Below are 12,662 nucleotides of genomic sequence, written 5' to 3'. Positions count from 1 at the left end.
AGCGGCCGGCAGTACCTTCAAATGGTCTCGCCGAACGCCTTGGCCAGATTGCGGTACGCCTTCTTCTGCGCCTCATCGGTCGCAGCCGGGGCCACGATCTCGATCTCGACGATCTGGTCGCCATCCGGGTTGCCCGGCAGGCCACGCCCGCGCAGGCGCAGCTTGCGGCCGGCATCGGAATCGGCCGGAATCTTCAGTTCCACCGCGCCGCCCAGGGTCGGCACGCTGATGCTGGTGCCCAGCGCGGCCTGCCACGGCGTGAGCGGCAGCGTATAGAGGATGTTGCGGCCATCGACCTCGAACTGCGGGTGGGCGGCGTATTCCACTTCCAGCAGCAGGTTGCCGCCATGGTTGCCCTGCCCTGCCAGGCGGATCACCTGGCCCGGGCGGATGCCCTTGGGCACGCGCACGTCCAGCTGCTTGCCGTTGACGGTGATGCGCAGGCTGTCGCCGCTGTAGGCCGCTTCCAGTGGCACCGACAGCTTGGCGCGGGTATCGCGGTTGGGCGCATGGCCCTGGCTGCTGAAGCCCGGACCGGCCCCCGCGCCCGCTCCACCGCGCTGGCGCGCGAACAGGCTTTCGAAGAAGTCGCTGAAGCCGCCGTTGGGGCCGCCGCCACCGAACACTTCCTCGAAATTGAAACCACCGGCGCCGCCGTAGTTCGGCGGCACATTGAACTCCTCGCCCGGGCGATAGCCCTGCGCGCGCAGCTGGTCGTAGGCCGCGCGCTTTTCCGGATCACGCAGCGCCTCGTAGGCCTCGTTGACCGCCTTGAACTTGTCTTCGGCCCCAGCCTCCTTGCTGACGTCCGGGTGGTACTTGCGTGCCAGCCGGCGGTAGGCGGTCTTGATCTCCGCCTCGCCCGCGCTCGGTTCCACCCCCAGGGTGGCGTAGTAATCCTTGAATTCCATCCAGCTACCTCGATTCGCTTCGGCCGCGCCGGTGGCGCCGCCCCGGGTTCATTCTACGCGCCTGCGAGGCTACGCCGCCCCTCGTGCGGCCCCGGTGAGGCCGACTGATCCTGCGCAATGCGGCTGCCATCCCCGTGCGCCACGCTGTGGCTGGAAGCCCCTGCCACAAAGCCGGAAGATGGGGCCTGCACACCGGGTTTCCAATGTCTTGACGCCCCTGTCCCATCCGGCCCACTAGCCTGCCCCAGCAAGGAGTTCCCATGACCATCCATGTCGGCGACCGCATTCCGGAAGTGACCCTCAAGCGCATCCGCGAGGGCATTGAAACGCTTGATACGCATTCGTTGTTCGATGCGCGCAAGGTGGTGCTGTTCGCCGTGCCCGGTGCGTTCACCCCGACGTGCTCGGCACGTCACCTTCCCGGCTACGTCGAAAAGTTCGAGGCCTTCCGCCAGCGCGGCATCGACGTCTACTGCATGGCCGTCAACGACCCGTTCGTGATGAAGGCCTGGGCCGCCGACCAGAGCGTGCCCGACGGCCTTCTGATGCTGTCCGACGGCAATGCCGAGCTGACCCGCGCCCTGGGTCTGGAGCTTGATGCGAGCGCGTCGGGCATGGGAATCCGCTCGCGTCGTTTTGCCCTGTACGTCGACGACGGCGTAGTTCGAGAGGCCTGGGTTGAACAGCCCGGCCAGTTCGAAGTGTCTTCGGCCGAGTACGTGCTGGAGCATCTCCCCACCTGATTCCCCACCGCAGAAGGAAACGGCCAGCCATGTCCAGCAAGCCAGCCAAAGCCAGCAAGCCCGCCGCGAACGTTCCTGGCATCAGCGCTCGCGCAACCCTGCGCGAGCGCGCCCGCCGCAACCTCGAAGACGGCGCGATCACAGACAGCTACAGCGCTGACCGCGAGGTGGTGATCAAGCTGCTCAACGACGCACTGGCCACCGAGTACGTCTGCGTTCTGCGCTACTACCGGCACTACTTCATGGCCAAGGGCATGCTGGCCGACGCGGTCAAGGCCGAGTTCCTGGAACATGCACAGCAGGAACAGGCGCACGCCGGCAAGCTGGCCGAGCGCATCGTCCAGCTGGGCGGCGAGCCGGATCTCAACCCGGATACGCTGACCGCGCGTTCGCACGCCGAATACAAGGAAGGCAGCGACCTGCGCGACATGGTGCGCGAGAACCTGGTGGCCGAGCGCATCGCCATCGACAGCTATCGCGAGATGATCAACTTCATCGGCGACCGCGATACCACCACCAAGCGCATCCTTGAAGAGATCCTGGCGCAGGAAGAAGAGCACGCCGACGAGTTCGCCGACCTGCTGGATGGGTGGATCGGGGAATAGCGGCCCCGCATACGCCGTGGTAGATGCCCACCCTGGTGGGCGCATGTGTCGCGTGCCAACCAAGGTTGGCACCTACCGCAGGACGTTGAACCTTACCTGTGTCCACGCGCCATCTGCCGCCAGCGCGGTCAAGGTGTGCGCGCCCGGCTCGACGAACTCGCGCTGCATCAGCTGCGCGCCGTGCGTCTGTGCGATCCAGCGTCCATCGAGCAACCAGTCCACCGCCTGCTCGCTGCCCAGCGCGCGCAGCTGCAGACGTACGCCATGTTCCGAATTCGGCGCGCGCGCCAGCGTGGCGCCATCGTTGAGCCCATCGATGTGCAGCGCAACGCTGGCCTCGCGGCCATCATCACGGCAGTCCGGCGACAGCGCCGGCAGCTGCGAGGCTTCGCGCGTGGCCTTGGACAGCCACGGCGACAGCAACGCTGGCCAGCGCGCGATCTCGCGCGCGACTTCTTCGTGCGGCAAGCGGCAATCGGCTGACACGCGCAGACCGGTACGCGCATCGGCAAGGTAGCGCTGCCGACCTGGTTGCCAGCGCCGTGCCTCGCGTTCGGGGAAGGTCGGTGGTGCTGCCCCTTCCAGCAGATAGGCTGGCATCAGCCGCTGGCAGAGCGCAGCAGGCAGGCCTTCGGCACGCTCACCGGTCGGCCAGCAGATGTCTTCCTGGCTGACGCTGGCCGGCATCGGCGCAGCGGCCGAGTCACCGCGCTGGCGCGGCAGGCTGTCCACCACCTCGAACATCAGCGGCAACGCGGTCACCGCGCCGTACTGGCCCGGTAGCGGTGTGCCGTCCGGTCGACCCACCCACACGCCCACGGTGTAGTGGCGGGTGCTGCCGATCGCCCACGCATCGCGGTACCCGTAACTGGTGCCGGTCTTCCACGCCACGCGCGGGCGGCCACCGACATCGAACGTCCCGACGCTATACCCCGGCCGCGGATTCGATTCCAGCATCTCGCGCACGATCCAGCTGGCGCCTGGCGAGGCCAGGCGCCGCTCGATCATCGGTTCTTCATCGGTGTAGCGCACGCGCCCGGCGATGCCGTTGCGGTTGAGCGCTGCGAACGCACCGACCAGATCTTCCAGCCGCGCACCGGTGCCGCCCAGGATCAGTGACAGGTTGGGCGTGCTGCCCGGCGGGAAGCGCAGCTGGATGCCGGAGTGCGACAGGCGCGCAGCAAAGCGCGCCGGACCGACCCGCTGCAACAGGTCCACCGAGGGCACGTTGAGTGACAGCCGCAGCGCGCTGGAGGCGCCGATCGGTCCATTGAAGGCCATGTCGAAGTTGCCGGGGCGGTAGCTGCCGAAACTCTGCGGCGCATCGACCAGCAGGCTTTCCGAATGGATCAGGCCATCGTCCAGCGCCATTGCATACAGGAACGGCTTGAGCGTGGAGCCCGGCGAACGCCAGGCCTGCACCATGTCCACGTGGCCGAGCCGCTGGCGGTCACCGAACGCCAGCGTGCCGACATAGGCACGCGCCTGCAGGGTCTGGTTATCGACCACCAGCAGGGCCGCCGAGGTGCGCTCGGGCAGCGTGGAGAAGTAGCTGGCCACGCGCTCTTCCAGGGTGCGCTGCAGGCCGATGTCGATACTGCTCTGGATGCGTGCCTGGCCCGGATGCGCCGAGTGCAGGCGCTGTGCCAGCAACGCGGCATGCAGCGGCGGCCGCAGCGAGCGTGCGACCACGTTCTCGATGCGCGCATCTTCCACTTCTTCCGCTGTCCACGCGCCCAGCTCGGCCATGCGTGACAGCACCTTGTCGCGCGCCTTCTGCGCCGCTTCCGGATGGCGGTCCGGGCGCAGCCGGCTCGGCGCCTGTGGCAGCACCGCCAGCAACGCCGCCTCGGCATGCGACAGCTGCGCCGCCGGCTTGCCCAGGTAGGCCCAGCTGGCCGCTTCCACGCCCTCGATGGTGCCGCCGTAGGGTGCGCGTTCCAGGTACAGGGCCAGGATCTGCTGCTTGCTCAGGTGCACTTCCAGCTGCACCGCGCGCAGCATCTGCTTGAGCTTGCCCCAGGGCGTGCGCGTATGCGGATCGAGGATGCGTGCGACCTGCATGGTCAGGGTCGAGCCACCGGACACGATGCGACCACCGCGCAGCAGCTGGCCACTGGCACGCAGGATCGCCAGCGGGTTGATGCCCGGATGGCGCCAGAACCAGCGGTCTTCGTAGGTCAGCAGCGCCTGCAGGTACAGCGGCGAGACGCTGTCGGTCGATGCCGGATAACGCCACACGCCCTCGGCATCGGCGAACGCACGCAGCGGCGTGCCATCGGCAGCCACCACCAGGGTGCTGGTATCGCGTTGCTTCGGCAGCGGCGGCGGGAAGGCGAAATCCAGCACCAGCAGCAGTGCCAGCGTGGCGGCCGTACCCCAGCGCAGCCACGGCCACAGCGGCCGCAGCCGGCGGCGCAGGGCCGCCAGCCGGGTCGTCATCGTGTTCGTCATTGCAGCGTGCCGCATTGGAGCTTGCCAGCTGGACGGGCCGCACCGTCGCGGCCCGTCCGCGCGGTCACGGCTGTACCACCGTGATCGTGGTCGGGTTGCTGCGGCCGACGCCGCGCAGCTGCGGCCGGTACATGTCCTCCACCAGCGGCGGCGGCACCGAGTAGGTACCCGGGGTCACCGCGCGCACCAGGTAGAACACGTTGGCCTTGCTGCCACGCGAGAGCTTCAGCGCGGCCACGTAGCGGTCGTCGCGGAATTCCTCGTGCTTGGTATCGGCCGCTTCACCCCGGTCGCTGATGGTGATGCCATCGACCACCACGTCGGCCCACTGCTTGGCATCGCCCAGGTTGAAGTTCTCGATCTCCAGGCCGGCCGGCAGCAGGTCGGTCAGCAGTGCATCGGGCATCGTGGTGTCGGCAGTGACGGTGACGCGCACGATCAGGGCTTCGCCTTCCTTCAGCGGCCGCGGCGACCACGGCTTGCCATCAGTGCCGTAGTAGCTGCGCTCGACGCCCAGCACGCTGTTATCCGGTGCCGGCGCGCTGCGCGGGATACCGGCCACGTCGATGCTGGCGAACATCGGCGGCTGGCCCTGCGGGGTGAAGCGCACGCCGCTGGCGAGTTCATTTGCACTGAAGTTGCGGCCGAACAGCTTGCGTTCGCCGATGGCTTCGGTGTTGCCACCGATCACCAGTTCACCGGCCACCAGCGCCTTCTGGTTGGCGGCCAGTGCCTTGCCAAGGCGGGCAATCGCTACCTGTTCCTGCGTGCTCAGCCACATCCAGCCGGCATTGCGGCGCGCATCCAGGCCACGGCCGAGGTCAACCGCACGTGCATCCCAGGCCGGCTTGGCCAGCTTGTTTTCGTGGGTCAGCGCGATCATCAGCGCGTCATCACGGATCGCACTGCCGTAGTCGCCGAAGTACGACGGGCGTTCGCTGCTGGACTTGGCGAAGGCCGCCGCCAGCGCGGCCTGGCCGCGCTTGGCATCGCCCTGCAACGACAGCGCCACGCCCAGGTGGACCAGCGACAGGCCGCCGACCGCCTTGCTGCGCTCGTTGTCGTACAGCGTGCGCAGGGTACCCAGCGGCGCACGGTTGACCCTGGCCAGCACGTAGCCCGAGTACGCCTGGTTGGCGAACTTCAGCTTCTCGCGGTCGTCCTGGCCATAGAACTGGTTGCCACCGGACAACAGATCCTCGCTGAGGCGGTTGAGTGCCTTCTGCAGCACGTTGTCGGGCACGGCGAAGCCGGCGTCCTTGGCATCGAGCAGGAACTCGGTGATGTACGGGGTCAGCCACGGGTTCACGTAGCCGTCGTCACCCCACATCGAGAAGTTGCCATTGGCCACCTGCATCGACGCCAGGCGGCCAAACGCACCTTCCATGCGCTCGCGGCGGGTCTTGGCATCCAGCCCGTCGGCACCGAGCATCGACGATGTTGCCTGGTCCAGGATCAGCGCGGCGTAGCCCTTGCTGGTGGTCTGCTCGGCACAGCCATACGGGTAGTTCAATGCACCCTGCAGCGCACTGGCGAACGGGATCGGCGGCAGCGGGCTGACCAGCAGGCGGGCATTCACCGACTCGGCCATCAGGCCATCGGTCAGGCTGTTATCGAGGCTGACCGCGGCCAACGGATCAAGCGTGCGCACCTGCGAACGCAGCACCTGCGGCCACGCCGCACGCACCGGCAGGTCGTAACGGCGATCGGCCTTGAAGCCGTTGCCGTCCACCCGCACCCGCACCTTGGCCACGCTGTGGCCCTCGCGTGCCGAAAGCGGGAAGCTCAACGTGGTCTTGGCGTCGGCATTCAACTGCACGCTGCGGCTGCCCTCGCCCAGGTTCAGCGGGCCCTCGCTTTCCACCTTCACGTTGAACTGGCCCGGCTTGCCGGTGAAGTTCTGCACATCCAGGGTCACGGTGCTGCGGTCGCCCGGAGCGAGCACGCGCGGCATGCTGGCTTCGGCGAGGATCGGCGCACGCACCACGGTTTCCACGTCGCGCTTGCCGTACTGGTCATCGCTGTAGACCAGTGCCGACACCCGCAGGGTGCCGTTGAAGTCCGGCACCTTCAGGCGGATGCGGGCGATGCCCTTGGCATCGAGCTGCACCGGGCCAGAGAACAGGTCCACGGTCTGCACGCGCGCGGTCGGGCGCTTGGCCTGCGGCAACGCCTGCAGCGCCATGTCGCCACCGAACTTCAGCTTGCCGGCACCGCCGTCAAAGCTCTCGATCACCCGGCTGTAGATGTCGTAGGCATCAATGCCGAGACGACGCTGGGCGAAAAAGTGCGCACCGGCGTCGGGCACCGGGAAGCGGGTGATGTTGAGGATGCCCACGTCCACCGCCGAGACCGTGACGTGCGCCATTTTGCCGGCCAGCTGCGGTGCGCTGACCGTCACCGGCAGGTCCTGTTCCGGTCGCATCTGCTTGGGCGCTGCCAGGCCGACGGCCACGGTGCGCCCCTTGCGGTCCATCGGTACGTGCACCACGCCCACCGCACGGGCCGGGGTGATCTTGCTCGGCGCACTGCCGCCGCGGAACACCAGCGCGGTGATGTAGACGTCGTGGCGCTCCCAGTCAGCGGTGACCGGAATCTTGAAGGTCGAACCCGGCTTGGCGTCGATGTCCTGCACGTACAGCATGCGGTCGGTCTCGACCATCAGGATGCCCTTGCCGGCGTGCGGCGGGGTCACCGTCACCTCTAGCGTGTCGCCTGCCTTGTAGCCGCTCTTGTCCAGGCCCAGCTTGATCTTGTCAGGGCGCGCGTCCAGGCCGCGGTTGTCATCACCCCAGCTCCAGCCGGCGCGGAACGGGTAACGGCTGGTCAGGCCGGTGGACGGGTCGAACACGTCCACCCGGTACTCGCCCCACTCCACCGGGAAATCGAAGGCGACCGCACTGCTGCCGGCATCGACGGTGCGGGTTTCCTTATTCTCGAAACGGCGGGTGAAATCGTAGTCCCAGCGATTGTCGTTGAAGGTCCAGTGGTAGTCGCGCAGCTCGCGCACCAGGGTGATCTTCAGGCCCTTGGCCGGCTGCGGCGTACCAGCAGCATCCACGCGCATCAATTCGAAGCGCGCGTTGCCGTTGGAATCGGCACCGTCCTCCGGGTTGAACAGCGGGCGTACACCAACCAGGGCGTTGGCCGGCCACATCACCCGCTTCAGGGTACGGGTGACCGTGCGGCCACCGGTTTCATACAGGCTGCCGGACAGCACTACGGCAATCGGCGCCTTGGCCTTGGCTGCCTCTTCCGGCAACGCGACGTCCTCACGCAGCTGGCCGTTGCCCGGCAGCGTGGTATCGATCACGTCCTTGGCCTCGCGCGGCAGCTGCTGGGTCGGGTCACCGAAGAAATAGCCCGGCAGGCCTTCCACCGGCTTCTGCTCGGCGGCCACCGCCATGCGCGCGGTGAAGCGGTTGCCATCGGCCGGCGCCCCGTACAGATAGGCACCATTGGCCTGCAGGCGCAGGTCCTCACCCGGCTTCAGCGTCTTCTGCGCGCTGTCCAGGTCCAGCTTCATGCGCTCGGGCAGGAACTCCTCGATGCGCAGGGTCATGCCCTGGATCGCTTCCTTGCTGGCCGGGTCGGTGCGGAACTCGACCTGCCAGCGCCCGGTCGGCGCCTCGGCGGGAATGACCTGCTCGAAGTTGATGTAGCCCTGGTCACCCGGCTGCAGGCGGGTCTCGCGGAAAGTCTTGCCGTCGGGCTGCTTCAGGCGCAGGAATACCGGCTGCGCCTTGACCGGCTTGCCGTCGTTGTCGCGCAGCAGGGCGGACAGGCGCACGGTCTCGCCCGGGCGGTACAGGTCACGACCGGACCAGGCGTAGACGTCGAACCAGGCATTGTCACGGCCGGCCACGGCGAATTCGCTCAGATCCAGCGCCGGCTGGTTGAACGGCAGGAAGCTGGTGTCCTTGCCGGTGCTGGCGACCAGCACGTGGGTGGCATCCAGGGTGTAGTTCAGCAGCGCATTGCCATTGCCGTCGGTGCTGCCCTTCAGCACCACCTCGCCCTTGGCATCGAGCACGCGCAGGTCGATGCCCTTCAGCGGCGCGCCGTCCTTGAGGCCGGCGGTATGGACGAACAGCTTGTCCTTGTAGGCGCGGGTATGCAGGCCGATGTCGCTGACCGAGAAGAACGCGGTATCGAACTCGCCTTCGTAGTCACCGGTGCGCTTGAGCAGGGCGAAGTACAGGCCCGGCTCCTGCAGTTCCTTGATGTCCTGGGTCGGCAGGTAGGTCAGCACCCGCTCGTTCTTCTTGCCCCCCAGGATGAAGCGGTTGACGTAGACCGGCTCTGCCAGCTTGTTGATCGGGCTGCGCTCGTAGTCGCTGCTCAGCTCCCAGCTGCCACGGCGGCCGCCGCGCTGATACTGGCTGAAGAAGGTCGGCAGGTCCTTCTCGCGCACGCGCAGGAACTCGACATCGACCTCCGGCACGTTCACCGAGACCACCGGCAGGCCGCGGCTGTCCTTGGCCGGCAGCACGCTGCCCTGCGAAGCGAAACCGACCACCGGCTTCAGCTCGCCGCTGAACACCTTCTGCTTCAGCTCCTTGCCCAGCCGGCTGCCATCGGCGGCCAGCAGGTCCGACGAGACCACCAGGCTGAACTCCTTGCCGGCCTCGACGAACGGGTAGCGCAGGGTCAGGCCGTCATCGGACAGCGTCCAGCTGCTGTCGTCGGTGCCGACCTTCTCTTCGAAGCGCACCAGCTTGTCGAAATCCTGGGTACCGACCAGCGGGCGCGAGAACTCCAGCGCCAGCGACAGGCCGTCATTCTTCTGGTCCGGGTAGGCACGCAGCAGGGTGAATTCCTTCACCTGCTCGGCCTTGGTGGTGATGGCTTCACCGCTGGCCTTGGGCAGCTGCCCGCTGTCATTGCGGCAGCCGGCCAGGCCCAGCAACAGGCCTCCTGCCAGTACCACCGCCGCCCATCCCCACCGCTTCCGCCGTGCCGGACCGCTCATGTCGTCACTCCTTGATCGAGGCGGCCATTATAGGCAGGCCGCGTCAAGGTGTTGACGCGATTTCGGCAATTGCCCCAAGTGCGGGTAGTGCCGGCCGCTGGCCGGCAACCGGCATGGCAGGTTGGATGGAATTGCCGGCCAGCGGCCGGCTCTACCGATCGCCCTAGCCCGGCAGGTACAGGTCCACGTAGTCGGTCACCGGCATCGCCGCCAGCGCCACCAGGTCCAGCGATGCCGCCAGGATGCGCTGCTGCTGGGCGGTCGGGAAGCGATGGGCCAGGTGCCGGCGGAACTTGTCCATCAACAGCGGAATGCCTTCCTCGCGACGGCGCGCGTGGCCCAGCGGGTACTCCACCAGTACCTCGGGCAGCTCGGTGCCATCGGTGAAGCGCACGCTCAGGCCGTTGGCGATGCTGCGCTTGTCCGGGTCCAGGTAATCGGCGCTGAGCTGCGGGTCTTCATGGCAGGCCATCTTCGCGCGCAGTGCGTCGATGCGCGGGTCGGCGGCAACGTCGTCCTCGTAATCCTCGGCCGTCAACCGCCCGTGCAGCAGCGCGATGGCGACCATGTACTGCACGCAGTGGTCGCGGTCGGCCGGGTTATGCAGTGGGCCCTGCTTGTCGATGATGCGGATGCAGGCTTCCTGGGTCCGGATCGCGATGTGCGCGATGTCCTCGACCCGCCGCCCCATCGCACGCAACTGCTGGTGCAGCATGACCGCGGCCTCCACTGCGGTCTGGCCGTGGAACTCGGCCGGGTAGCTGATCTTGAACAGCACGTTCTCCATCACATAGCTGCCCAGCGGTCGCCCCAGCGTCAGTGCCTGACCGCGCATGGACACGGCCTCGAAGCCCCAGGTTGGCGCGCTGAGCACGCTGGGATAGCCCATCTCACCACTGGCCGCCATCAAGGCCAGGCGCACGCCACGGCTGGTCGCATCGCCGGCCGCCCAGCTCTTGCGCGAGCCGGTGTTGGGAGCGTGCCGGTAGGTGCGCAGCGCTTGGCCATCGACCCAGGCCAGTGACAGCGCATTGAGCATGCGCTCGCGGTCCAGCCCGAGCAGTTGGGCGACCACGGCCGTGGTCGCCACCTTGACCAGCACCACGTGGTCGAGCCCCACCCGGTTGAAGGAGTTCTGCAGCGCCAGCACGCCCTGGATCTCGTGCGCCTTGATCATCGCCAACAGAACGTCGTGCACGGTCGGCGGCGGACGACGCAGGGCCTGCGTGTTGCGCCCCAACCAATCGCAGACGGCAAGAATGCCGCCCAGATTGTCTGAGGGATGGCCCCACTCGGCAGCCAGCCAGGTGTCGTTGAAATCCAGCCAGCGCACCATTGCGCCGAGATTGAAGGCGGCCTGCACCGGGTCCAGCACGTAGTGCGTGCCCGGCACGCGCGCGCCGTTGACCACGCTGATGCCCGGCACCAGTGGACCGAGCAGCTTGCTGCAGGCCGGGAAGGCCAGCGCTTCCAGGCCGCAGCCCAGCGCATCGAGCAGGCAGTGGTGCGCGGTCTGGAACGCCAGCGGTGAGTCGATGCGTGCGTCGCGCACGTAATCGACGATGTCCACCAGCAGCGCATCCCACGCTGCACGCTCGTTGGATGGGGTGTGGCTGTCGGACATCGTCGATCTCCTCTTCAGAAGCAGGTCAGGCCGCGCCTCCCGGTAATCGCCAACCTAGGTTGGCGCTGGACCGTACCCGGGCGGTGCCAATGCAATGCCAACCACGGTTGGCATCCACCAGAGCATGTGATGCCGGCGCCGTTCGGCTGGTTACTCGGCCGGTACCCGCACCTTGCCTTCCATCAATACGCGGGCGCTGCGGCTCATGATGGCCTTGGTCACTGTCCACTGGCCGTCAACGAGACCTGCCTGCGCACCCACGCGCAACGTGCCCGAGGGATGACCGAACGTCACCGCTTCGCGTTCGCCGCCACCGGCGGCGCGATTGACCAGCGTGCCCGGAATCGCCGCGGCGGTACCGATCGCCACGGCGGCAGTCCCCATCATCGCGTGGTGCAGCTTGCCCATCGACAACGCGCGCGCATGCAGGTCGATCGCCGAGGCCGGGATGGCCTTGCCACTGGACGACACATAGTCCTGAGCCGGTGCAACGAACGCCACCTTCGGCGTGTGCTGGCGCGTCGCCGCGTCCTCCAGGTTCTTGATCAGACCCATGCGCAAGGCGCCGTAGGCGCGGATCTTCTCGAAGCGCTCCAGCGCTCCCTTGTCCTCGTTGATCGCCGGTTGCAGCTCGATACCGGTGTAGCCGAGGTCGGCGGCGTTGAGGAAGATGGTCGGGATGCCGGCGGTGATCATGGTCACCTCGAAGCTGCCCACGCCGGGCACGTCCAATGTATCGACCAGATTGCAGGTCGGGAACATCGCGCCCGCATCACCGTCATCGGACGGATCGATGAATTCCAGCTGGATCTCGGCCGCCGGGAAGGTCACGCCATCCAGCTCGAAATCGCCGGTCTCCTGCACTTCGCCATCGCGCATCGGCACGTGGGCGATGATGGTCTTGCCGATGTTGGCCTGCCAGATGCGTACGGTGCACAGGCCATCGCGCGGCACCCGGGCCGGATCGATCAGCCCATGGGCGATCGCAAACGGACCCACCGCGGTGCTGAGGTTGCCGCAGTTGCCGCTCCAATCGACGAAGGCGGTGTCGATCGAGACCTGGCCGTACAGGTAGTCCACATCGTGGTCCGGCACCGAGGCGGTGGAGATGATCACGCACTTGCTGGTGCTGGAGGTGGCACCGCCCATGCCGTCGGTCTGCTTGCCATACGGATCGGGCGAGCCGATCACGCGCATCAGCAGCGCATCGCGCGCGGCGCCCGGCACCTGAGCGGCTTCGGGCAGGTCCTGCAGGCGGAAGAACACGCCCTTGCTGGTGCCGCCGCGCATGTAGGTGGCGGGAATACGGAGTTGCGGGAGGAAGGTCATGGATGTGTTCCTTGCAAAGAAAGA

At 67.3% G+C, this 12,662-nt stretch carries 7 protein-coding genes; 2 read left to right on the top strand and 5 right to left on the bottom strand.

From position 1 onward, the window contains the following. Nucleotides 1–17 precede the first annotated feature (17 nt). Nucleotides 18–911, bottom strand: coding sequence for a DnaJ C-terminal domain-containing protein (locus AC5P9F_RS18305; RefSeq protein WP_005410645.1), 894 nt, complete (start codon nt 909–911; stop codon nt 18–20). Nucleotides 912–1,171: 260 nt separating this feature from the next. On the opposite strand from AC5P9F_RS18305, the gene AC5P9F_RS18300 reads away from it, so the two are divergent. Both AC5P9F_RS18300 and AC5P9F_RS18295 read left to right on the top strand, forming a co-directional pair. Then, nucleotides 1,172–1,654, top strand: a complete 483-nt coding sequence (locus AC5P9F_RS18300; protein ID WP_005410646.1) for a peroxiredoxin — start codon at nt 1,172–1,174, stop codon at nt 1,652–1,654. A gap of 29 nt (nt 1,655–1,683) precedes the next feature. Beyond that, the gene (locus AC5P9F_RS18295; RefSeq protein WP_049431659.1) at nt 1,684–2,259 is read left to right on the top strand and encodes a ferritin-like domain-containing protein; all 576 of its coding nucleotides are present in this window, start codon (nt 1,684–1,686) and stop codon (nt 2,257–2,259) included. Nucleotides 2,260–2,331: 72 nt separating this feature from the next. On the opposite strand, the gene pbpC is transcribed toward AC5P9F_RS18295, so the two are convergent. The 4 genes from pbpC to prpF form a co-directional block, all read right to left on the bottom strand. Beyond that, on the bottom strand, nt 2,332–4,713 hold the full coding sequence (pbpC, locus tag AC5P9F_RS18290; RefSeq protein WP_111687563.1) for a penicillin-binding protein 1C: 2,382 nt from the start codon (nt 4,711–4,713) through the stop codon (nt 2,332–2,334). 64 nt (nt 4,714–4,777) lie between these two features. After that, complete coding sequence (locus tag AC5P9F_RS18285) at nt 4,778–9,685, bottom strand: alpha-2-macroglobulin family protein (RefSeq protein WP_495232015.1); 4,908 nt, start codon at nt 9,683–9,685, stop codon at nt 4,778–4,780. A 163-nt stretch (nt 9,686–9,848) separates the two neighbouring features. Further along, nucleotides 9,849–11,309, bottom strand: coding sequence for a bifunctional 2-methylcitrate dehydratase/aconitate hydratase (locus tag AC5P9F_RS18280; RefSeq protein WP_111193904.1), 1,461 nt, complete (start codon nt 11,307–11,309; stop codon nt 9,849–9,851). Nucleotides 11,310–11,459: 150 nt separating this feature from the next. Continuing rightward, nucleotides 11,460–12,638, bottom strand: a complete 1,179-nt coding sequence (gene prpF, locus AC5P9F_RS18275; protein ID WP_133050353.1) for a 2-methylaconitate cis-trans isomerase PrpF — start codon at nt 12,636–12,638, stop codon at nt 11,460–11,462. Nucleotides 12,639–12,662: the final 24 nt, after the last annotated feature.

It is taken from the genome of Stenotrophomonas sp. YJH_SMC_4 (genome assembly GCF_059371575.1).
The sequence above is the reverse complement of the archived record's forward strand: the minus strand, read 5'-3'. Positions and strand labels throughout refer to the sequence as shown.